Below are 23,012 nucleotides of genomic sequence, written 5' to 3' on the forward strand. Positions count from 1 at the left end.
CCGACCCGTCCGATCCATGACCCAGCTTCGATCCGTGCCTCTCGTCCACACCTCAACCACTCGTTCCACCCCCGAAAAAGGAGAATCATGAGCACCGACCTCACCACTTTCGCAGGACTGCTGACATCGATCGATGACCCGAACGGTCGCGAACTGCTCGATCCTGCCACCGGCGAGGTCGTCGGTCGCACCCGTGAGGGCAGCACCGCCGACATCGACACCGCCGTTGCAGCTGCACGCAAGGTTCAGCCGGAATGGGCGTCGCGGACGTCGAAGGAGCGCAGCGATCTGCTGAACCAGGCCGCTGACGCGGTCGAGGCCTCCGCCGAGGCTCTGGCCGAGCTGCTCTCGCGTGAGCAGGGCAAGCCGCTCAACGGACCCAATGCCCGTTTCGAGGTCGGCGCCTGCGCCGCATGGCTGCGGGCCAACGCCGCTTTCGAGCTCGAGCCTGAAGTTCTTGTCAACGACGAGGAGACCCATGCCGAACTCCACTACGGACCCGTCGGCGTCGTCGGAGCCGTCGGCCCCTGGAACTGGCCGATGATGATCTCCGTCTGGCAGTTCGCGCCCTCTTTGAAGATGGGCAACACCGTCGTCCTCAAGCCCTCCGAATACACGCCGTTGTCCGTGCAGGCACTCGTCGCAGTGGTCAATCAGGTCCTCCCTGCCGATGCCCTCACCGTCGTCCCCGGCGGCGGCGAAGTCGGTGCCGCACTGACCTCGCATGCGGACGTCGACAAGATCATGTTCACCGGTTCGACGAAGACCGGCCAGGCGATCATGCGCTCGGCCGCCGATACTCTGGCCCGGCTGACCTTGGAGCTGGGCGGCAACGATGCAGGGATCGTGCTCGAGGACGCCGACCCCGTGGCCATCGCCGGCGACCTGTTCTGGGGTGCATTCATCAACACCGGTCAGACCTGTGCGGCGATGAAGCGCCTCTACGTGCCCGAATCCCTCTATGACCAGGTCTGCGAAGCCCTCGTCGAGGTGGCAAAACAGTCCCCGATGGGAGTGGGCCTTGATGAGGAGAACGTGCTGGGCCCGCTGCAGAACAAGCAGCAGTACGACATCGTCGCGAACCTCGTCCAAGCGGCCAAGGACTCCGGTGCGCGTGTGCTCACCGGGGGAGATCCCGTCGCGGGTCAGCCCGGGTACTTCTACCCGACCACGCTGGTGGCCGACATCGACAATGACAACCCATTGGTCGCCGAGGAACAGTTCGGGCCTGCCTTGCCGATCATCAAATACACCGACCTGGAGCAGGCCATCGGCTGGGCCAACGGGCTCGAGGTCGGGCTCGGTTCCTCGGTATGGGGCAGTGACCTCGAAGAATGCAAGAAGGTCGCAGCGCGGCTTGAAGCAGGCTCGACCTGGATCAACAAGCACGGTGCCGTGGATCCGCGCATCCCCTTCGGCGGCGTGAAGAAGTCAGGCTTCGGCCTCGAATTCGGACTCGAAGGACTCAAGCACGTCAGCGTTCCTCACGTGATCAGCTGGTAAGACCTACCCGAGGATCTCCTGGATCGCCGGGGCGGTGATCGCGACGATGTCGTCGACCTCCGCTTCGGACAGGGTGGGCACTCCGATGACTGATCTGCCGGTGACGATGCCGACGAGCATCGATGATGCCAGTGCTGCGCGCAATGCGGCACTGGCATCACTGCTGTCCGCAGTGCCCTTCAGCAGTCGGGACTGGATGAAATCGGCCAGCTGGTTGCTGGCATTCTCATTGACGATGGCGCCGCGCAGCATCGCCATCAGCGGCTGTGACTCCTCGGGGATGGATTCCCAGGCGCGCAGAAACGCGTGCACGACACGTTCGCCGAGGTGCTCGTCGGGTCCTTCAAAAGCGGTGTCGAAACGCTCCAGCGCCGAAACCGGCACCGCCATCACCGCGGCGAAGAGTTCCTCCTTCGAGCGGTAGAACTGCATCACCTGGGAGGCGTCGACCCCCGCATCGGCGGCGACCAGGCGGATCGTCGTGTCGGTGAATCCTTGGTTCGCGAACCGAGTCCGTGCGGCATCAAGGACCGCCTGACGGGTGGTTCCAGACCCGGGACGCCTGCCCCGCTTGGACGGTGACGACGATTCCTTTTCCTTGCTCATGGGACAAATGTATCTCCCAGAGAAATTTAACTCAACACCTGTTGAGTTTGGGTGCAGTGTGGACGTAGGCTCTCATCATGAGCGATGACCAGAAGGCATACATTCCATCCAGCCCGCTGCCGGAGGCCAGAACCGGCATTCTCACCGCCTTCGATCCAGGAACCAGAACCCTTGAAGCCGGCTTCCGAATCGCACCGCCGTTCCGAGAATTGCCGGTCGACATCGTGTTCGAGAAGGACACCTCCGTCCAGCTGCGCGACGGCACCACCGTCCACGTCGACATCTTCCGCCCTGCGGGAGCTGAGCAGGTACCGGTCATCGTGGCCTGGAGCCCCTACGGCAAGGCCCAGGGCACCTCGGCGAGCGTAATGGGAGTCTTCGGCCTCGCCGGACTCGACAACTCCGTCGTCTCCGGTCTGGAGAAGTTCGAAGGCCCGGACCCGGCGTACTGGTGTGCTCGCGGATACGCCATCGCCAACCCAGATATCCGCGGCGTCGTCGACTCCGACGGAGACAGTGTGCTCTGAGATCGTCAAGAAGGTCGCGATTGCTTTGACGTCATCGAATGGCTCGCCGAGCAGGAATGGTGCACCGGAAAGGTCGGAATGAGCGGAACGTCCTACCTGGCTGTCTCGCAGTGGTTCACCGCGGCGGAGCAGCCCCCGCACCTGGCCGCGATCAACCCTTGGGAAGGAGTCAGCGACGTCTACCGTGACCTCGTGATGCGCGGCGGAATGCCTGACACCGGGTTCGCTCGCCAGCTCCAGGAAGGCAGCTTCTTCGGCAAGAACCAGAAGGAAGACATCCTCGCCGAGGCTGATGCCCACCCGCTGATGGACGAGCTGTGGGAGAATAAGATCCCCGAGTTCGATCAGATCAATGTGCCCGCCTACGTCGTGGCAAGCTACTCCAACACCCTGCATACGGCCGGAACCTTCCGTGCCTGGAGGCGGATGGCCTGCGAAGAGAAATGGCTGCGGATCCACAACTCCCAGGAATGGTCTGACTATTACGACGAGGCAAACGTCGAGGATCTGCGCCGATTCTTAGACCACTACCTCAGGGGTGAAGACAACGGATGGGAAGAGACACCTCGGGTGCGCTACTCGGTCCTCGACCTCGAAGGTGGTGACCGCACCGGCATTCCTGCCGAGTCTTTCCCACCTGCCGAAGTGGACTCGACGAGGTTCTACCTCGAGGCGAATTCACGTTCTCTGACGATAACCACACCGACCGCCTCGGCGGAGGCGAGCTACGACGTGGCAGCAAACCCGAACGCGGTCTCCTTCATCACCCGATTCGACGAAGAGACCGAACTGGTCGGATACCCGAAGGCCCACCTGTGGGTCGAGGCCCGCGGCTCCGATGACATGGACCTGTTCGTCCTGCTCCAGAAGCTCGACGCACACGGAACACCGCTGCAGGCATTCACCGTGCCGAACCAGAATGCCCGGATCCACGACGCCACCGATCATGGGGCGACGATCTTGAAGTACAAAGGATCTGACGGACGGCTGCGCGTCTCGATGCGCCACCTCGACGAGGCGCTGTCCGCCGAGGACGTGCCCGCCCACGCCTTCGACCGGGTCGAGAAGCTGCAGCCTGCTCAGCTCGCTGAAGTGGAGATCGATCTGCTTCCCATCGGCTTGGCCTTCCATCCGGGTGAGCAGCTGCGCTTCGTCATCAGCTCACGGAACCTGCTGGGTACGATGATGCCGGGAATCCACGAGTACGTCGGTGCGAACAGCGGTCAGCATGTGATCCACACAGGTGGAGAGAATGCTTCCTACCTCCAGCTGCCTGTGCTCAAGTAGTCGGCGAGGCAAGTCGCCTGCTTAGGCCTCGGGCAGGATCTCCCGCACGACCTCGATCACCCGGGCCAGGGCCTCCGAGGGGTTGTTGCGGCGCCAGCCCAACGCGAGGGTGAAGGCATCCCCGCCCTCTGCGAGGCGAACATAGGTGACTCCGTCGATGTGGATGTGGTCTGAGGATTCGACGACGATCGCAATGCCGACCTGGGCGCCGACGAGTGCAAGCAGGCTGTAGGGGTCGGGTGCTTCCTGCATGATGTGGGGGAGGAAGCCGGCCTCGTCGGCCAGGCGCATCATCACCTCACGGACTTGGGAGCCATGCGACGGGGCATAGGAGATGAATGGCTGATCGACCAGATCGGTCATCGACACGATCTCTTTGTCGGCGAGTTCATGGTCGGTGGGAAGGGCGACCATCACCCGCTCCTGGCGGATGGCATGGACGTCGATCCCGGCAGGTGAAGGTGGGCTGACCACTGCCAGATCCATTCTTCCGTCACGGATCGCCAGCGCCGCCTCGCCGGAATATGTCTGCGGGTGCAGCTCGAGACTGATGCCTGGTTGTCGGTGGGCGACTTCACGGGAGAGTCGGGACAGGATCGAATAGCCGCTGGTCCCGCCGAAGCCGATCTTCACCCGACCGACCACGCCTTCCTGCGCGGCCCGGGCGATGCGACGGGCCCCGTCGACCTGGGCTTGGATCCCCTGAGCCGGTTCGAGGAGCGCCTCACCGGAGGAGGTGAGTCTGACTCTGCGTGTGGTGCGCTCGAACAGCTGCACGCCCATGTCCTTCTCCAGCGAGCGGATCATCTGGCTCAGCGCTGGTTGGGCGATGTGCAGAGTCTCGGCGGCCCGACCGAAATGCAGCTCCTGTGCCACGGCAGTGAACGCCGCGAAGTGCCGCAGCTCCATCCGATGAACCTTCCTCCGAGGGGCAGCGAAGCTTCCTTCGTCGATCGCCGATGCCTCATTGATAAAAATATCCAATTAATAACCTAGAGATTACGTCTTGGACTCTGAGTAATACAAGTGGAACAGTGATCACTGGCACAGATTGAGCCACCACCTCCAGCAACTAGAGAGCAGACATGAGCAATCTTGGATCAGCGTCGATCCGCGACACGGACGCGACACCAGCTTCGACAGTCGATCCCAAGCAGGGGCGCCGCGCAGGCACCGCAGCCTTCGTCGGCACCACCATCGAATGGTTCGACTTCTACATCTACGGCACCGCCTCGGCGCTGGTGCTGGGCAAACTCTTCTTCCCGGAAGTCAGCCCCGCCATGGGCACACTCGCTGCCTTCGCCACGTTTGCCGTCGGCTTCATCGCCCGGCCACTCGGTGGCGTCATCTTCGGTCACTTCGGCGACAAATTCGGTCGGAAGAACACCGTCATCACGACACTCCTGCTGATGGGGATGGCCACGGTCGGCGTCGGCCTCCTGCCCACCTACGAGCAGATCGGCTTCATGGCTCCGATCCTCTTGGTCCTCCTCCGCATCATCCAGGGAGTCGCCATGGGAGGCGAATGGGGCGGTGCGGTCCTCATCGCGACCGAGTTCGCACCTCCGGGCAAGAAAATCCTCTACGGTGCCTTTGCACAGCAGGGTTCGCCGGTGGGCAACCTGTTGGCTACCGTCTCCTTCCTCGGACTGACCTATATGAGCGCGGAGAACTTCGGTTCCTGGGGTTGGCGGATTCCCTTCCTCGCCTCTGCCATTCTCATCCTCGTCGGACTCTACATTCGACTCAAGATCACCGAATCTCCCGAGATGATTGCGGCGACGGAGAAAGCACCGCAGACGCGCACCCCGATCGTCGAGCTGCTGCGCGACCATTGGAAGGTCGTCGGCCTGGCCATCGGTGCCGTCGTCACCGGCGTGGCTATCACCTACGTCAAAACCACCTTCGCTCTGTCCTGGGCGACGACCGACCTGGATTTCGGGCGCACCGAATTCCTTCAGATCGTGACTGTGGCCCTCATCGCCCAGGTGATCATCCAGCCCTTCGGAGCCATCCTTGCGTCGAAGATCGACACCAAAAAAGCCATCCTCGTCATGCTGCTGCCAGAACTGGTGCTGCTGCCGGCGATGTTCCTCCTTATCCAGACCGGCAACTTCGGGCTGGCGATGCTCGGCATGGTCCTGGCCACCGCGCCCCACGCAATGTACTACGCGGCACTAGCCGGCGTCCTCGCCCAGTTGTTCCCCACCACCATCCGCTACACCGGGATCTCCGTTGCCTACCAGGTTTCGACGGCGCTGTTCGCCGGCACCGCACCCTTCCTCAGCCAGTTCCTGCTCAGCACCACCGGATCGATCTGGGTCGTCGTCTGCCTCGGCCTCGGATACGTCCTCATCTCCATTGTCTGCATGTCGCTCCTGCTGCGCGGCAAATCCTGGATCAACCGCGAAGGAGAAGCCGGGCACCAGGCGAAAGCAAGCACCACCTCGGCGACCCCAACAGAACCCGCCGTCACGACACCCACCACGAGCATCTGATCACCACCGATTTCACCGATCAGCACAGCAGCCACCGATGACCAGAGAAGGAACAATGAACTACGTCGATCTCGACCCAGCCCTGCAGCCCCTCATCGAGTCCTATCTCGAGCCGGCGGATCGGGATCGCCTGGCCCCCGTGCTCGCTGCCCTGGGCGCCGATGCGGCCGAGCGGCTCGCACCCTTGGCTGACGTGGCCGACAAGAACCCGCCGACTCTGGCCCAGTTCGATCGGGAAGGCGACCGGGTCGATGCCATCGACTACCACGCCAGCTACCAAGAGCTGCAGAAGGCCGCCTACGAGGAGTACGGTCTCTCCGCGCTCTCCCATCGCGGTCTCCATGGTTGGGATGACCTGCCCCCTCACCTGGTGAAGTACATCCTCTCCTACGTCTTCGTCCAGGCCGAGTTCGGTTTGGCCTGTCCCGTGTCGATGACCGATGCCGCTGCCAGGACCCTGCGGAAGTTCGGTGAAGGTCAGCAGATCACCGAGGCGATCGATCGTCTGATCTCAACTGATCCCGATCATCGGTTCACCGGTGCGATGTTCATGACCGAGATCCATGCGGGCACGGACATCGCCCAGACTTCGACGGTGGCCGAACGCGACGGTGAGAACTGGAAGCTGTCCGGGCGCAAATGGTTCGCCTCGAATCCCGACGCAGACATTATCCTCACCCTCGCCCGCTTCCCCGGCGGCGATGACACCACACGCGGTGTCGGACTCTTCATGCTGCCCAAACGTCGCCCGGACGGGTCGAAGAACTCCTATGTCATCGACCGTCTCAAGGACAAGCTGGGCACCCGATCGATGCCCAGCGGCGAGGTCACCCTTGACGGTGCCTACGCCGTGCAGGTCGGGAAGCTCGACCGCGGCTTTCGGCAGATGGCGGAGATGGTCAACACCTCCCGCCTGTCCAATGCGATGCGCGCCACCGCACTCATGCGCCGGTCGATCAACGAAGCGCTCGCCCACGCCCGCACACGGGTGGTTTTCGGCAAGCCACTCATCAAGGCGCCACTGATGCGCATGACCCTTTTGCCGCTGCAGGCCGAAGCCGAGGCCGCCCTCGGGCTCGTCTTCTACTGCGGTGACATGCTTCAGCGCGGTGACGCCGGCGACGAGTCCGCGGCCGCGCAGATCCGCGTGCTCACCCCGCTGGCCAAACATTACATCTGCAAACGGGCTCGCTTCGTCACCGGAGAGGCGATGGAGATTCGCGGCGGTCGCGGCTACATCGAAGAATGGCCCGATGCTCGCCTCGTCCGCGATTCCCACCTCGGCTCCATCTGGGAAGGCTCGAGCAATGTCATCGCCCTCGACGTGCTGCGTTGCATGCGCAAACAAGACACCCACCGCCTCCTGGCGAAGACGATGGAAGAGAAGCTGACCCCCATCACCCTCGCCGAGGCGGGCCCTGAGGTCCGTGAGCTCCTGACCCGGTGGACGGCGATCGTCGACCGCGGTGACGTGATCCTGGGTGCTGAGCCGGATGTTGCTGAGGCTCTCATCGGCGGCTATGCCGACGATCTAGCACAGCTGATCATGGCTACCCTGCTGCTCGAACAGGCCGATGCCGAAGTCACCCGCGACACCAACTTCCGCAAGCTGCTCGTCGCCAAGGCCTTCATCGGCGGCAACATCAGCGCCGATGAAACTGCCGTCGTCGACACGCTCGCCCATTTCGAAGACATCGTCGACGGAGCAAGCGTGACCCGCGAAGCGCTGTCCTCACTCCCTGCACCCGTGGCCTGAAGCCACACACGACACCGGAGAAATTCGTGAGAACCACAGACACAGAGCCCACACCCGATGCGACCACCGCGGCAGGTGAGACCTTCGAAGGGCCACTCGCCGGCGTGCGCGTCATCGATCTTTCGAAGATCCTCGCCGGTCCCTATGCCACGATGTCACTGGCGGACCTCGGTGCCGAGGTGATCAAGGTTGAGCATCCGGACGGGGGAGACCCGACACGTGCCTGGGGCCCGCCCATGGTCGGGGCCGATGCCACCTATTTCCACGCAGCCAATCACAGCAAGAAGTCCGTGACGATCGACCTCAAATCCTCTCGGGGACAGGCGCAGGTCCACGAACTGTTGGCCGGGGCCGATGTCCTTGTCGAGAATTTCAGGCCTGGCAGCTCCCTGCAGACGATCTTTGACTACAAGGAGCTCTCGACGAAGTTCCCGCACCTCGTCATCCTCCACATCTCCGCCTACGGTGACCACGGGCCGATGCGCGATGAACCCGGCTACGACATGGTTGCCCAGGCTCGGGGTGGGCTCATGTCCCTGACCGGTGAGGCCGGAGGCCCCCCGATGAAGTCCGGGTTCGCCATGGGTGACCTGGGGGCGGGCCTGTTCGGCATCATCGGCATCGTCTCCGCGCTCTTCGAACGCAGCCGGACCGGCAAGGGCCAATACTTGACGACCTCGCTCTACGAGGGTCAGCTGGCACTGCACGTGAACTGGGCGACGAACTACTTCGCCGACGGCAAACGCCCACAGGCTCTGGGCTCAGGTCACCCCAACCTCGTGCCCTACCAGGCCTACCCTGCCGCCGATGACTACTTTGTCATCGCCATCGGCAACGACTCCCTCTGGCAGCGGCTCTGCACAGCCATCGACCGACCAGACCTCGGTGGTGACGAACGCTTGTCGGTCAACCGCGGTCGAGTCGAGAACCGCGAATACCTCAACGAGGAGCTCTCCCGCACCCTACGCACGAATACCGTCGACCACTGGTGTGCGCTGTTCTCGACCACCGGCGTTCCCGCCGCACCGATCAAACACCTCGACGAGGTCTATGCCGATCCGCAGACCGAGGCTCTGGGAATGGTCCAGACGGTCGAACATCCCACCGCCGGACCGATGCGACAGGTGGCCTTCCCGGTCAACTTCAACGGCGTCCGCCCACCTGTACGCTCGGCGCCACCGGAGCTCGGGGCCGATACGGACGACCTCCTCGGAGCCTCATCATCACCGACCACGACCACGCAAGGAGCCTGATATGACCACGCCCACCGCCACTGCACAGGACAGCGTCGACATCGATAAATCCGATCTCCTCAACCTCGCCGGGCTCTTCAGCGAGACCGAAATCGAACTCCGCAACAAGGTCCGTAGATTCGTCGACGCACGGATCCGCCCGAACATCGCCGACTGGTACGAGAACGCGGTCTTCCCCCGCGAGATCGTGAGGGAGATGGGAGAGCTCGGACTGCTGGGAATGCACTTGCACGGCTACGGCTGCCCCGGACGTTCGGCCGTCGAATACGGAATCGCCGCACTGGAACTCGAAGCAGGAGACTCCGGTCTGCGGACCTTCGTCTCCGTGCAGGGATCGCTGGCGATGTCCGCGATCCACAAATTCGGTTCCGAAGAGCAGAAGAACCAATACCTGCCGGGCATGGCGAAGGGCGAGATCATCGGCTGCTTCGGCCTGACCGAACCCACAGCTGGCTCCGACCCAGGATCGATGGCCACCACAGCCACCCGCAATGACGATGGTTCCTGGGTGCTCAATGGGGCCAAGCGGTGGATCGGCCTCGCCTCCATCGCCGACGTCGCCGTCATCTGGGCCGTCACCGATGACGGCATCCGCGGGTTCCTCGTGCCCACCGAGACCGCCGGATTCACGGCAACACCCATCGAGCAGAAACTCTCGATGCGGGCCTCCATCCAGTGCGACATCGACATCGACGATGTCCATCTACCCGCTGAGGCGGTTCTGCCCGATGTCACGGGACTGAAGGGTCCGTTCTCCTGCCTCAACGAGGCCCGCTACGGAATCATGTGGGGTGCGATGGGCGCCGCCCGCGACTCCTACGAGGTGGCGCTGAAATATTCCCAGGAGCGTCTCCAATTCGACAAACCTCTCTCCGGCTACCAGATCACCCAGCAGAAGCTGGTGAACATGGTGCTCGAGATCCAGAAGGGAATCCTCGTGGCCGTGCAGACCGGGCGCCTCAAGGATGCCGGCACGCTCGACCCGATCCAGATCTCGGTCGGGAAGCTCAATAACTGCCGCGAGGCGATCGCCATCTGCAGGGAGGCTCGCTCGATGCTCGGCGGCAACGGCATCACACTCGAATACTCACCGCTGCGGCACGCGAACAATCTCGAATCGGTGCGCACCTACGAAGGTACCGACGAGGTCCACACGCTCATCCTGGGCCGCCACATCACCGGTGAGCAGGCGTTCCGATAGGAGCTGATTTGGAACAGTCGACCCTAGGAGCGGTGCCGCGAGACTCCTGCCACCCATACCTCGGCGGGGGTGCGCAGAGCGCCGATGTTCCTGAGCGGATCGCGGTCAACGAGGACGAGGTCGGCCCGGGCACCTTCGACGATCCGACCCCGATCACGCAGGCTCAGCGCCTCGGCGGCTGAGGATGTGGTTGCCCGGATCGCCTCTGCGCTCGTCATCCCGGCGGTGATGAGGTAGTCGATCTCATCGTGCAGCGAGGGCCCGTGCGCGACCGGGGCGAAGGGCGTCTCGTTCGCATCGGTGCCGGCGACGACGGTGATCCCGGCGTCGATCATGGCGCGGACGTTGTTCAGTGCGATGCCGAAGGCAGAGTCGGCATGCTCGCCGAGGCGGGCGTCTGCGATGGCGCGCATCATCACCAGTGTGGGGGAGACGATGGTGCCCTGTTCCTCCATGCGGGCGAGGGTGCAGTCATCGAGTGGCCGATCAATCGGGGCGTGAGTGAGGATGTCGACTCCGGCCTCCAAGCCACGGTCGAAGGCCGCGGCGGTGACAACGTGGGCCACGGTCAGCAGCCCACGCTCGTGGGCGCCGGCGACGAGGGCCACCAACGTTGGAATGTCGAGCGCGGGGACCTCGCCGGCGTCCGGGTCCTCGGTGATGATCTTGATGAGATCGGCACCGTTGTCGACTCGCCAGTCGAGGAATCGCTTCGCGTCGTCGGGGCTGGTGACGCCGGATTCGGCAGGGAATCCCATCATCTCGATCTGGGTGCTGCCAGGCGCCGAGGCGGCCGAACCGGCACTGATAATCGCCGGCAGTGCGTCGTCGGCTTGAAGCTCATGCACGCGAGAATCAGGGTGGGTACCCAAATCCAACACCGTCGTCAGTCCCGAACGCAGCGCTGTGACCAGCTTCTCTCGTTCACCGAGGTGGAGATGAGTGTCGATGAGACCCGGCACCAGGAAGCGTGCGGTTTTGTTGTCGGGTTCTGAGGCAGGCCGGATCGAGGTGATTGTAGCAGAGAATTCGACGTCGACGAGCTCGCTGTTCCAATTGCCTTCGGTATCGGTTACGTGGACATTGCGCAGTACAGTCATGTGCCCACTGTACGGATCGATATTTGAGTACTTAGCGAACTCCGAACCCGAGTTCGGCCCGGTCATGTGATGGTGCCCATGAAGTGAACTCAGATGGGTATTGGCGATCAGATCAATTGTACGTACACTGAGTACCTACATAGGCGATTATTTACTCACTACGGCTCTTAAAAAGGGGATTCGCCATGGCTGCCGAATCACAGACCACCAGTCGCATTCCACTCTTCGACGGGATGAACCGGATTCCGGGCGGGATCATGCTGATCCCGCTCATCCTGGGCTCAGTCGTCGGAACGTTCTTCCCCGGGTTCCTCGAGCTGGGCAACTTCACCTCGGCGCTGTTCCGCGATAGCGCACTGCCGCTCATCGGTATTCTGATCTTTGCCACAGGCATGCAGATCACGCTCAAAACCTCGGGGCCGGTGTTGGCGACGACCGGTACCATTCTGCTGACGAAGTCGATCATTCCGGCCGGCCTCGTCGTGCTGCTGGGACAGTTCGTCGGCATCGAGGGAATTTTGGGTGTCTCGATCCTGGCGCTTATCGTCACAATGGACAACAGCAATGGCGGATTGTGGCTCGCCTTCACCGGCCGCTACGGAGACGCACGCGACCGAGGTGCCTACATGGCCTCAGCGATCAATGACGGCCCCTTCTTCTCGATGCTCTTCCTCGGAGCAGCAGGCCTGGCCGACATTCCCTACACGCTTCTGCTTGCGGCGATCATTCCGCTTGTCATCGGCATCATCGTCGGAAACCTCGATGAAAAGTGGACCGAGATCATGCGTCCCATCCCCAACATGGTCATCCCGTTCTTCGCTTTCGCACTCGGTACCGGAATCGACCTAGGCAACGTCGTCACCGGTGGACTCTCCGGTCTCCTCGTCGGCGCGATCGCCACGGTCATCACCGGTACACTCGCCTATTTCGGCTACCGCTGGATTCTGCGACGAGGCAAGCAGTCAGGTATCGGAATCGCCTCGGCGACAACGGCCGGCAATGCGATCGCAACCCCGGCGATCATCGCGGGAGCCGATCCGAGCTTCGAACCGTATATGGAAGTTGCCACGGCTCAGGTGGCCTCAGCTGTCCTTGTCTCTGCGGTCCTCGCTCCGCTACTGGCCGCCTGGGTACTCAAGCGTCAGGGCGGCATCAAAAAGCAGAACAAGGGTTCGGGCGAGCAAGCGCAGCCGCTGCGGGCTGAGGGTCTGTGACAGTGGCGTCTGTGCTGGTTGTGGCCGACGATCTGACCGGGGCCACCGACTCCTCAGTGCAGTTCGCCCACGCAGGGTGGACGACGGCGCTCATGCTCAGCGACGATGACAATGACCAGCAGGCACCGGGAACCGTCAATGCGCGGGTCACCGACTCTCGCGCACTGGCCAGTGCAGATGCGCATGATCGGACGCAGAGAGCTGTCCTGTCGGGAAGGCGCATCGCGACTCGTGTCTATCTCAAGATCGACTCGACCATGCGCGGAACAGTCTCCTCCCAGATCGCAGGCGCTCTGGCCGCCTGGCGATCAGATCATCCGCAGGCCTTCGCCCTTGTCTGTCCGGCCTATCCCGCGATGGGTCGGACGGTCGTTGACGGTCAGCTGCAGGTCAACGGGACTGTGGTTCATGAAACTGCGATTGGGCGTGACCCGGTCACTCCGGTCACGACGAGTTCGATGTCCGAACTCCTCCCCGGGAGCATCAGGGTGAGGGTTCCACATGGTGACGTCTTCACGCGTGACTCCCTGGTGTCGTCGATCAGGGCCGCACGCTCAACGTCATCCATCATCACGATCGATGCCGTTGAATCGGCTGACCTGGACACCATCGCCGAGGCAATCGCTGAGTTCGGTGACGATATCGTCCCGGTCGGCTCGGCCGGTCTCGCCGCCGCGCTGGCCGGCGTGTGGGGGTGCGGTCTCGATTTCCCTGCTGAGGCGCAGCGCAGTTCAGAACGGGTGATCGTCGTCGCCAGCTCGCTGCACACCGTCACCAGAGACCAAGTCGCAACCCTGTCCGAGCTTCCGAGCAGCGAGGTTGCGATGTGGACTCCTGATCTGGATTCAGTCTTCGATGATTCGGCTCGGCTCGCCTGGCTCCAAGCCCTCTCCTCCAGCAGTTCAGATGCGCCGATAGTGATCGTCAACGCCCCCGAAGAGAGGACAGATTCCACCGAATTCGTCGCGGCTCTCCTCGCCGACGCGGCCGAACTGCTGATGCACGACACCACTCCCACGAGTCTCCTGCTGCTGGGAGGCGAGGGTGCACGGGCCGTGCTCAACCGCCTCGGCGCGGTGCGGCTCCGCATTCACTCGACCATCCGAGAAGGTATCCCGATCGGAACCATTGAGGGCGGATCGGCTCATGGCACGACAGTCGTGACGAAAGCCGGAGGATTCGGACGTCCCACCGACGTCACAGATATCGCAGAAGAGCTTCTGCACAATAGTTTTCACAACAACAACGAAGGACCAGCGCAATGACCCTCCCCGTATTGGCAATCACCCTCGGCGATGTCGCAGGCATCGGGCCGGAGATCACCGCCAAGTCCCTTATAGGGCATGATGACCTGAGAGAGAAGTGCACCCCGGTCGTCATCGGCGACATCGCCTCCCTCAAACGAGGCGTCGAATTCGTCGGTGGAGACGCTGGATCCGTGCGTGAGATCGGAGCCCCGGCAGAAGCGAAGAACATTCCGGGCACCATCGAGGTCATTCAAGTCGGCTCCTCCCTGGCCGATGTCGGCGTAGGCGAACTCAGCGAGGCAGCCGGGGACGGCTCTTACCGATTCGTCGTCGAAGCCTGCAGGCTCGCCAGGGAAGGAAAAGTCGACGGGATCGTCACAGCACCTCTCAATAAAGCGGCCATGCATGCCGGCGGTCACAACTTCCCTGGTCATACCGAACTGTTGGCTCATGAATTCGGTGTCAAAGACTATTCACTCGTTCTTTCTGCCGGAGATCTCTACTTCTTCCACCTGACCACCCATGTGTCGATGCGCCAGGCGATCGAGAACATCACCTTCGATCGCACACTGAGTGTCCTCAGACTGGCCGGCGCCTTCGCAGACTCCATGGGCAAACCCGAGGAAACGATCGGACTCGCAGGACTCAATCCGCACGCGGGAGAGAACCGCCTGTTCGGCGACGAGGATGCCGATGTTCTTGCTCCAGCAGTCGAAGCAGCACGCGAACAGGGCCTCAACGTGGTCGGCCCGCTGCCCGGAGACGCACTCATCCCAGCCGCTGTGCGCGGTAACTACAATCTCGTAGTCGTGTGCTATCACGATCAGGGACATGCCCCATTCAAAGCCGTCTACGGTGATGACGGAGTGAATATCACAGTCGGACTTCCCGTTGTCCGTGTATCGGTCGACCACGGCACCGCGTTCGACATCGCCGGGCAGGGCATCGCCCGCGAAGCCAGCCTCGTCCTGTCGATCGAGCGGGCCGCAACCTTGGCTCCCGAATGGAACGTCGTTTGGGATGCAGCCCAAGCCATGTGAGCGGCTGTTACGCTGAGTCTGCCGAACGGAGAGGAGCGGAAATGTGGATCGATGACCTGAATGCCAACGTCCTCGACTCCGCTCACGACGAGCCTCTCCACCGGCAGTTGAGCGAAGTCATCCGAGAAGGAATATCCGGCGGTGCGTTGCCTCCTGGCACGCGGATGCCCACAGAAGCGGACTTTCAGAAGAAGTTCGGCATTTCGCGCTCCGTCGTCCGCCAGGCGATGGCAGCGCTGACTAACGACAATCTCATCCAACGCGGCCGCGGCCGTGGAAGTGTAGTAGCTCCACAGCACGAGCATCACCGCGCCGTGCAGAAGATGTCAGGACTCTCGACCCAGTTCTCGAGTTCAGGTGATTCGGTGACAACTGAAGTCCTCTCGCTTGAACGCGGCGAGGACCCTCGTGCGCAACAGGCGTTGGGCACGTCAGATCTGCTTGCTCTCAATCGTCGCCGGAGCGTTGATGGTGAGCCGATCGCCCTCATTCACACATGGCTCCCTCGTCGTCTAGTACCGGGGCTCGAAGCGAAGGATCTGGTGGATTCCTCACTCCATGACACCCTGCGGCAGCGTTATGGAGTGCCGGTGACTGCTGGCCACCGCCAGGTGAGGGCCGTGTCAGCTTCGGAAGAGCTCTCCGCTGTGCTTGGGCTGCATTCAGCGGCCCCGCTTCTGGTCCTCGAAGGAACCAGCTGTGATGACAAGGGTGAAGTGATTGAGTATTTCTGTACCTGGCACCGCGCCGATCGTGTCATCTTCGACGTCGATGCGATTTCGGATCCTGCAGGCACGCGAGTCCGATCGACTCCCAAGCAGACTCCGACTCCTTACGGCAGTCTTGATGCGAAGAGTTCAGCAGAAGCCACTGAACTCAGCGAAGCAGCGCGGTCGATCGCCGAGGCGATGAATGACTTAGCCGAAAGAATGACCCAGCAAGACGGAGAAAGTCGGCACAGTACGCAGAACTGCTGAGCCTACAGCGGAAACTCCACGCCCGTCAGTTCCTCCGACACCGTCCACAGACGCCGCGCCACCTCAGTGTCCTTAGCGGCAGCAGAACGTCCGACGAGCTTCGGCTGACCCATAGTCTCCTTGAAGCCTCGTGGGCCAACATAGCTGTTGCCTGGGATATCGGCTGTGGCGGCGCACAGTGTCGGTACGGCACCCTGTTGTTCGCTCTGCGAGACTAGGCCGATGACCGCCTCGGCGACCGACGCGAGCAGTCGGTTCCCCTGCCGTCGATAAAGGTTCGTTGCGGCCAGGCCCGGATGAGCTGCGGTCGCGATGATAGGGGAGGACACTTCGGTGAGCCGTCGCTGCAGTTCGGATGTGAAGAGCAGGTTGGCGAGCTTCGACTGGCCGTACGCAGCCATCGGCTTGTACGTTCTGCGCTCCCAGTTGAGGTCATCGAATTCGATGCTGCCCATCCGATGCGCCATCGAGGAGACCGTGACGACACGATCGCGGATCTGAGGGAGAAGAAGGTTGGTCAGAGCGAAATGGCCGAGGTGGTTGGTCCCGAACTGCGATTCGAATCCGTCAGCGGTGTGCCCGAGGGGAGGGGCCATGATCCCGGCGTTGTTGATGAGGATGTCGATCGGGTCGCTGAACTCCTCAGCAAAGTCGTGCACTGTACTGAGGTCGGCGAGATCGAGGTGACGTACCTCGACGTTGCCGCGTATCGTCTGTGCTGCGGTCCGACCCTTGCGCAGGTTGCGCACCGCAAGTACCACTCGAGCGTCCATGCCGGCAAGCATGGATGCTGCCGCCCGGCCGATCCCGCTGTTGCCACCTGTGATGACGATGGTGCGGTCAGCCGCTGATGCGATGTTGCCATCAAGTCTCTTGCCCATGAAGCCATGTTAAACCTCAGTGGGACCGTCATGTCTCGCTGCGAAATGTTAGGGTAGCCTTCGTGTCGCAGACTCCCACATCAGGTTCGCTCCTCCTCCGCAGAGCCGCTCGTCGGCGCCTCGGTCTCCTCCTCCCCGGCGTCATCACCATGTCGCTGTGGCAGGTCTGCGAAGCCCTCGTGCCCGTCGCCATCGGAATCATCGTCGACCGTGCGATCATTCCCCTGTCCCTTCCGATGCTCATCGTCTCGATCATCGGCCTCGGTCTGCTCTTCACCGTGCTCAGCCTCGGCTACCGTTTCGGCGCCCGATTCTGCAATTCCGCCCGCGAACATGAAGCGCACGCACTACGTGTCGAGATCACCCACGCGGCTCTGACCTCGGCGAACCTGCCATCCGACCGTGCCTCCGGCGAAGTCCTCTCGATCGCCTCGGCGGACGCGGACACGGCTGCACAGTCCTTCGCCCAGTTAGGGCGTGGAATCGCCTCGGTGCTGGGCATGATCACGGCCGCCGTCTTCCTCCTCATCGCCGACCCCGTGACCGGACTCGTCGTCCTCATCGCCGTCCCCATCGGACTTGTCATCGTGGCCCTGCCCGGACGATCGGTGTCCACCAAGGCCCGCGCACAGCTCGAAGCCGTGGCACGAGCGGGCAGGTCAGCCTCCGACCTCATGCACGGACTGCGCGTGATCAAGGCTATGGGCGGAGAACCCTGGGCCGTGCGCCGCTACCGGACCACCTCGGACGAGGCCGCCACCGCCGGCATCGCCACCGGTGAGAGAACCGGACGGCTCGCTGGGCTTGGGGCACTGGTCATGTCGGTCGTGCTCGCGATCGTCCTCATCGTCGCCGGGCTGCGCCTCATCGAGGGTCAGATGAGCGTGGGCGCACTCATCGGCATCCTCGGCATGACCGCATTCCTCACCGAACCGATGCGGGCCCTGGCCGAGATCGTCGGCCTCTTCGCCCAATCACACGGAGCCGCCCAGCGGATCTCCCGGCTCCTGCTGGACATCGACGAGTCGGAGCTCGGGTCGGACGTGACCAACTTGCCTCAGATCCACCTCGGCGAGGACAATCTGAGCGTCCGCGATTGGGAGGTGGGGGAGGGCCGACACGTCGATTTCGACACTCCAACAGGCTCCCTGACCTGCATCGTCGTGGAGAGATCCGAGTCTGAGGCCGCACTGATCGCAGCCTTGAGCACCCACGCTCGCGGCACAGAACTGGACCAGATGATCGTGTCCCCACACACCGTCGACCTGTTCGAGGGCACAATCCGTTCCAACATCACCATGATTCTCGGCACCGACGATGCCCCTGTGGCCGCCGAGGTGCTGGCGGCCTCGGGCGCAGATGAACTCCTCGACCTCGTCGACACCGGACTCGACCACCGCATCCAGGAACTCGGCGGCAACCTCTCCGGCGGCCAGCGCCAACGTGTGGCCCTGGCCCGGGCCCTGAACGCCGACCCCCGGGTTCTCGTCCTCCACGAACCGACCACCGCGGTCGACGCCGTCACCGAAGCACGGATCGCGGCCGGACTCGAAGACCTGCGCAGCTCACGCGGCACCGCCGCAACCCTCATCTTCACCAGCTCACCGGCATTCCTCGCCGCGGCACAGACCGTTGTGTTCGTACCCGCCACAGGCTCGAGCGTCGTCGGCAGACATGCCGATCTCCTCGCCGCCGACAACAAGTCCGCCGAGGCCTACCGAAACGCGGTGACCCGATGAGCGAGCAGACCACCCAGACCACCCTGTCCATCGCCTCCAGGCGCCGTTCATTTGCGCATCTGGCGCCTCTGCTTCGGGCCCGGTGGGGGTGGCTGCTCGTCCTCGTTCTCGCCGGGGTCGCCAATGCCGGTGCCGGACTCGTCGGACCGTGGGCGATCGGCCGCCTCGTCGACGAGCTGCCCGCCGGAGCCGGTTCAGACCTCGTCATCACCTGTGCTATCGCCGTGGCCATCGCAGGTGTCATCATGGCCTTGGGCACCTGGATCGGAGCCTGGGCACTGGCCCATATCGCGATGCCCATCGTCGCTGACCTGCGTACACAGGTCGTCGAATCCGCACTCAGCCTCGAATCCCAGCGCATCGAATCCACAGGAACAGGTGATCTGGTCTCGAGGGTCGCCGACGACTCCCGCAAGATCAGCGAGGCGGCGGCGCAGGTGCTGCCGCTCGTGGTCGAATCGCTTCTCATCGTCATCGTCTCCGCCGCCGGTCTGGCTGCCATCGACTGGCGCCTGGGCATCGTCGGCCTCGTTGCGCTGCCGATGTACTGGCTCACCCTGCGCTGGTATCTGCCCCGCTCGGAGCCGATCTACAAGGAAGAGCGCGCAGCTTTCGGCCGTCGCGCGGGACGTCTCCTCGGCGGCCTCACCGGTGCCAGCACACTGCGTGCCTACCGCGCCGAATCTGGGGAGCTGACGCGCATCGATTCCGCCTCCGGGCAGGCCCGAGACCTCTCGATCGGCGTCTTCAGCTTCCTTACCCGAGCCTTCGGACGCAACAACCGCGCCGAGGCTGTCGTCCTCTCCCTGCTCCTCATCGCCGGATTCGTTCTCGTCTTCGCCGGTGAGACGACGGCTGGTGCCGTGACCACTGCGGCTCTTGTCTTCCACCGCCTGTTCAACCCCATCGGAGCCCTCGTCGGGCTCTTCGACCAGATCCAATCAGCCGGAGCCTCGCTGACTCGCATGGTCGGCGTCATCGACGAAGCATCGACCTCGCCGAGGCGGACGACCGACATCAGCATCGACCGACCCGCAATGGTTCTTGAGGACCTGTGGTTCACCTATGATGAGGACCCGGACTCGAGCAAGCACGTCCTCAAAGGTGTGAGTCTGCGCCTGAGTCCCGGCGAGGTCGTCGCCGTCGTCGGCACCACGGGGGCCGGGAAATCCACGCTGGCTCGGATCGCTGCTGGCCTGTCCTCACCCACCCGCGGTCGGGCCGGACTCACAACCACCTCGGCGAGGCAAGCGGGACAGTCAACGTCGCTGACCGACCTGCCGGAAGACATACTGCGCGGCCACATCTCGATGGTTGCTCAGGAGGTGCACACCTTCAACGGCACGCTGCGTGAAAACGTGGCTCTGCCGGTCCCGGATGCCACGGCCGAACAGATCGCGGCTGCACTGGACACAGTGGGAGCAGGTTGGGCCACCGAACTTCCTCGAGGCCTGGAGACCGAGGTCGGCGATGGCGGTGCCAGACTCACCGCGGTCCAAGAACAGTCGATCGCACTGGCCCGCCTGGTGCTCGCCGACCCGGACTTCGCGATCCTCGATGAAGCGACGGCCGAGGCCGGGTCGGCCGGGGCCCAAGTCCTCGAACAATCGGCCAAGGCCGCGCTGAACGGGCGCGGAGCACTCGTCGTTGCCCACCGATTGAGCCAGGCTGAGACTGCGGACCGTGTCCTCGTCATGGAGCACGGTCGAATCGTTGAAGAGGGCACACACGAAGAGCTGGTCGCAGCCGGTGGCCACTACTCGCAGCTGTGGGCAGCCTGGTCGGCTTGAGCGCAGTCAGCCTGAGCGCAGCCCAAGGGCGCAGTTCTCAGCTCAGTCCCAGAACCGTCGTCGCAATCGAGAAGTAGAGGATCAAGCCCGTGGCGTCGCAGAAGGTGGAGATGAACGGGTTGGAGAATACTGCTGGATCCGCTCCGACCCTCTTCGCGATGATCGGCATCAGCCCACCCACGGTCGCGGCCATCATGCACACCGAGAGCAGGGTGAGTCCGATGACCAGACCGATCGGCCACCCATAGACGAGGCCGGCGACGATGAATCCCAATAGCCCGAGCACGGCTCCCAGCATCGCTCCGACACGCAGTTCGCGCCAGATGACTTTCCAGAGGTCGCGGATTCTCACCTCGCCCACGGCCAACGCCCGGGTCACGGTGGTCGCGGCCTGGTTGCCGGTGTTGCCTCCGGTGCCGGTGAGCAATGGAATGAACAAGGCGAGGATAACGACCTGATCGAGGCGGTCCTCATAGACCTCGAGGACCTGCACCGTGAGGATCGCGGAGACGGCGAGGACCAGCAGCCAGACGATGCGGCTCCTGACCAGGCGAAAGATGGTGCTCGAGAGGTATGAACGGTCAAGGGGTTCGGAACCGCTGCCGCGGGCGATGTCCTCGGCGTCCTCCTCATCGACGATGTCGAGGACGTCGTCCATGGTCAGGATGCCGACAAGGCGGTCCTCCTGATCGACGACGGGCATCGCGATGAGCCGGTGGGAGAGGAACTGACGAGCGGCGACCTCACGGTCCGTCAGCGCCTGTGTGCTGATCGAATCTCGGACCAAGTCACTGACCAGGTCCTTGGCGTCTGCCGCGATGAGGTTACGCAGGGACACAACGCCGGAGAGGACGCGTCCGATGCCGACCACGGGGAGGAGATAGACGGTCTCGGGACCGTCGATGCGGGCCCGGACGACTTCCATCGCCTCGCCGGCGGTCCAGTCGTCGTGGAGGCTGAGGACCTCCGGGGACATGTACCGTCCGATCGCAGACTTCGGGTATCCGAGGACCGCGGTGGTCATCTCGCGTTCCTTGGCATTGAGGCCGCTCATCAGCCTGCGGGCGACATTGGCCGGCAGTTCGCCGAAGAGTTCGGCGCGGTCGTCGGGGTCCAAGCCTTCGACGATGTGGGCGACATCTGGTTCGCGGAGGTTCTGGATGAGTTCGGCCTGGTAACCCGGCGGAAGGTTCTCGAACACAGCGAGCGCATCATCCTTGTCCAGGATGCGGAAGAGGACCGCTGACTCCACGGGTGTGCTCGTGTGGACGAGCCGGGTCAGCTCGGGCAACGGGACCTCATGTGCCAGCTCGGAGATCGTGTCCATCGCGGATCGGTCGATTCGTCCCGTCAGTGCGGATTCGAGGCGGTCCACCGCCGAGTTGTCCACCGTCATGTCTGTCATGACTGCTCCTTCGCGTCCGCTGCCCGTATGATCGCTATCCACCCTATGCCACGGCAGGAGGCAGAGCCGAAAGCGGCCCGTTCATCACAGGTACGATCGTCCTATGGTTGGGCAACAGAATTATGCGACGACATTCGAAACCGGAATACTCACCACATGGATCCGACGCGTGACGCTGATTGCGACTGTTCTGTTGTCAGCAATTCTGCTTGCCAGCTACCCGAAGCTGCCTGAGCTGATTCCCACCCATTTCAACTTCGTCGGCAAGGCCGACAGCTACGGTCCGAGGTCGACGGTCTTCGTCATCGTCGGACTGCTCTGTGTCCTCATCGGCGCAACGTCCTGGCTGTCCACGAGGCCGCAGGTCCTCAACTTCCCGATCGTCGTGACTGAGACGAACGCGCAGCGGATCTTCCGTGAGTCGGAACGGATGATGGTGTGGGTGTCAGCGTCGTTGCTCATCATCTACGTCGGCACGGCGATCTCGACCTGGGGTGGCTACGGCGTCCCCGCCTTCATCGTGGGCATTCTCGGGCTGGCACTCGCGACGATCATCGGCGTCAAGAAAACCCTGACAGCCGGCTGAGCTCAGCCCGTCGCCGATCAGCGTTTCTTCGCGGCCTCCGGCACCCGCACGGTGAGCACCGGGACAGGGGAGCGGAGGATGAGGCGTTGGGCCACGGAGCCGAGCAGGACCTTGCCCACCCGGGAGCGACTGCGCACCCCGAGGACAAGGCGATCCACCTCGGCAACGTGATCGCGCAGCTCATCGAGGACTGCGGTGACGGGATCACGATCTCCGCGCCCGGACCGGTTGATCAGCTTCACCTCGAGGTTACGAGGAATCTCATCATCGGTGAAGTCATGGAGGGTGAGATTGATGAGGAGCAGGCCCGTGTCCAGGGCTCGCGCCTCGGCGACGGCGTTCTCCAGCGCTGTGCGTCCTTCGGGGCTGTCGGTGACGGCGACTGCGATTGACATGGTGGCT

The 23,012-nt window shown here is 63.2% G+C and carries 19 protein-coding genes and 1 pseudogene; 14 read left to right on the forward strand and 6 right to left on the reverse strand.

What is annotated here, in order from left to right:
* Window positions 1-87 precede the first annotated feature (87 nt).
* Window positions 88-1,503: an aldehyde dehydrogenase family protein gene (locus tag BSP239C_RS08495; protein WP_101571857.1), complete on the forward strand. Its 1,416-nt coding sequence runs from the start codon at window positions 88-90 to the stop codon at window positions 1,501-1,503.
* A 3-nt stretch (window positions 1,504-1,506) separates the two neighbouring features.
* Here the strand turns inward: BSP239C_RS08495 and BSP239C_RS08500 are convergent, their stop codons facing one another.
* Entirely contained in the window at window positions 1,507-2,109 is a 603-nt protein-coding gene (locus BSP239C_RS08500) for a TetR/AcrR family transcriptional regulator (protein ID WP_101571859.1), read from the reverse strand.
* A gap of 77 nt (window positions 2,110-2,186) precedes the next feature.
* Here BSP239C_RS08500 and BSP239C_RS20930 point away from each other — a divergent pair.
* A pseudogene (locus BSP239C_RS20930) lies at window positions 2,187-3,083 on the forward strand (CocE/NonD family hydrolase); the annotation flags it as partial.
* On the forward strand, window positions 3,063-3,923 hold the full coding sequence (locus tag BSP239C_RS08505; RefSeq protein WP_257930142.1) for a CocE/NonD family hydrolase C-terminal non-catalytic domain-containing protein: 861 nt from the start codon (window positions 3,063-3,065) through the stop codon (window positions 3,921-3,923). The pseudogene BSP239C_RS20930 and the gene BSP239C_RS08505, both read left to right, overlap by 21 nt.
* Window positions 3,924-3,944: 21 nt before the next feature.
* On the opposite strand, the gene BSP239C_RS08510 is transcribed toward BSP239C_RS08505, so the two are convergent.
* Complete coding sequence (locus BSP239C_RS08510; protein ID WP_226841876.1) at window positions 3,945-4,907, reverse strand: LysR family transcriptional regulator; 963 nt, start codon at window positions 4,905-4,907, stop codon at window positions 3,945-3,947.
* A 101-nt stretch (window positions 4,908-5,008) separates the two neighbouring features.
* Here BSP239C_RS08510 and BSP239C_RS08515 point away from each other — a divergent pair, with 101 nt between their 5' ends.
* The 4 genes from BSP239C_RS08515 to BSP239C_RS08530 are packed head-to-tail and all read left to right on the forward strand — an operon-like array spanning window position 5,009 to window position 10,631.
* Window positions 5,009-6,421: an MFS transporter gene (locus tag BSP239C_RS08515; protein ID WP_101571863.1), complete on the forward strand. Its 1,413-nt coding sequence runs from the start codon at window positions 5,009-5,011 to the stop codon at window positions 6,419-6,421.
* A 55-nt stretch (window positions 6,422-6,476) separates the two neighbouring features.
* Window positions 6,477-8,177: an acyl-CoA dehydrogenase family protein gene (locus tag BSP239C_RS08520; RefSeq protein WP_101571865.1), complete on the forward strand. Its 1,701-nt coding sequence runs from the start codon at window positions 6,477-6,479 to the stop codon at window positions 8,175-8,177.
* Window positions 8,178-8,203: 26 nt separating this feature from the next.
* Window positions 8,204-9,430: a CaiB/BaiF CoA-transferase family protein gene (locus tag BSP239C_RS08525; protein ID WP_219618867.1), complete on the forward strand. Its 1,227-nt coding sequence runs from the start codon at window positions 8,204-8,206 to the stop codon at window positions 9,428-9,430.
* Between the two features lies 1 nt (window position 9,431).
* Window positions 9,432-10,631: an acyl-CoA dehydrogenase family protein gene (locus tag BSP239C_RS08530; protein WP_101571867.1), complete on the forward strand. Its 1,200-nt coding sequence runs from the start codon at window positions 9,432-9,434 to the stop codon at window positions 10,629-10,631.
* A gap of 23 nt (window positions 10,632-10,654) precedes the next feature.
* On the opposite strand, the gene BSP239C_RS08535 is transcribed toward BSP239C_RS08530, so the two are convergent.
* Window positions 10,655-11,731 (reverse strand): amidohydrolase family protein, encoded by a 1,077-nt coding sequence (locus BSP239C_RS08535; protein WP_180958956.1) that lies wholly within the window; start codon window positions 11,729-11,731, stop codon window positions 10,655-10,657.
* A gap of 185 nt (window positions 11,732-11,916) precedes the next feature.
* On the opposite strand from BSP239C_RS08535, the gene BSP239C_RS08540 reads away from it, so the two are divergent.
* From BSP239C_RS08540 to BSP239C_RS08555, 4 genes are read left to right on the forward strand one after another with little or no spacing between them, the layout of a single operon-like run.
* Window positions 11,917-12,945, forward strand: coding sequence for a 2-keto-3-deoxygluconate permease (locus BSP239C_RS08540; RefSeq protein ID WP_101571871.1), 1,029 nt, complete (start codon window positions 11,917-11,919; stop codon window positions 12,943-12,945).
* Window positions 12,946-12,956: 11 nt separating this feature from the next.
* Entirely contained in the window at window positions 12,957-14,210 is a 1,254-nt protein-coding gene (locus BSP239C_RS08545; protein ID WP_180958957.1) for a four-carbon acid sugar kinase family protein, read from the forward strand.
* Entirely contained in the window at window positions 14,207-15,232 is a 1,026-nt protein-coding gene (gene pdxA / locus BSP239C_RS08550) for a 4-hydroxythreonine-4-phosphate dehydrogenase PdxA (protein WP_101571875.1), read from the forward strand. The genes BSP239C_RS08545 and pdxA overlap by 4 nt, the downstream gene beginning before the upstream one ends.
* Window positions 15,233-15,273: 41 nt before the next feature.
* Entirely contained in the window at window positions 15,274-16,209 is a 936-nt protein-coding gene (locus tag BSP239C_RS08555) for a GntR family transcriptional regulator (RefSeq protein ID WP_180958958.1), read from the forward strand.
* A gap of 2 nt (window positions 16,210-16,211) precedes the next feature.
* Here the strand turns inward: BSP239C_RS08555 and BSP239C_RS08560 are convergent, their stop codons facing one another.
* Window positions 16,212-17,090: an oxidoreductase gene (locus BSP239C_RS08560; RefSeq protein ID WP_101571879.1), complete on the reverse strand. Its 879-nt coding sequence runs from the start codon at window positions 17,088-17,090 to the stop codon at window positions 16,212-16,214.
* Between the two features lie 62 nt (window positions 17,091-17,152).
* Here BSP239C_RS08560 and BSP239C_RS08565 point away from each other — a divergent pair, with 62 nt between their 5' ends.
* Complete coding sequence (locus tag BSP239C_RS08565; RefSeq protein ID WP_101571881.1) at window positions 17,153-18,829, forward strand: ABC transporter ATP-binding protein; 1,677 nt, start codon at window positions 17,153-17,155, stop codon at window positions 18,827-18,829.
* Window positions 18,826-20,619: an ABC transporter ATP-binding protein gene (locus BSP239C_RS08570; protein ID WP_101571882.1), complete on the forward strand. Its 1,794-nt coding sequence runs from the start codon at window positions 18,826-18,828 to the stop codon at window positions 20,617-20,619. The genes BSP239C_RS08565 and BSP239C_RS08570 overlap by 4 nt, the downstream gene beginning before the upstream one ends.
* Before the next feature lie 37 nt (window positions 20,620-20,656).
* Here the strand turns inward: BSP239C_RS08570 and mgtE are convergent, their stop codons facing one another.
* Window positions 20,657-22,024 carry a magnesium transporter gene (gene mgtE, locus BSP239C_RS08575; protein WP_101571884.1) on the reverse strand — a complete coding sequence of 456 codons (1,368 nt, stop codon included), beginning with the start codon at window positions 22,022-22,024 and terminating at the stop codon, window positions 20,657-20,659.
* Window positions 22,025-22,127: 103 nt separating this feature from the next.
* Between mgtE and BSP239C_RS08580 the strand changes: the two genes are divergently transcribed.
* The gene (locus BSP239C_RS08580; protein WP_101571886.1) at window positions 22,128-22,610 is read left to right on the forward strand and encodes a DUF1648 domain-containing protein; all 483 of its coding nucleotides are present in this window, start codon (window positions 22,128-22,130) and stop codon (window positions 22,608-22,610) included.
* 17 nt (window positions 22,611-22,627) lie between these two features.
* Here the strand turns inward: BSP239C_RS08580 and BSP239C_RS08585 are convergent, their stop codons facing one another.
* Complete coding sequence (locus BSP239C_RS08585) at window positions 22,628-23,005, reverse strand: universal stress protein (RefSeq protein ID WP_101571888.1); 378 nt, start codon at window positions 23,003-23,005, stop codon at window positions 22,628-22,630.
* Window positions 23,006-23,012: the final 7 nt, after the last annotated feature.

Source organism: Brevibacterium sp. 239c, from assembly GCF_900169365.1.
GTDB lineage: Bacteria > Actinomycetota > Actinomycetes > Actinomycetales > Brevibacteriaceae > Brevibacterium.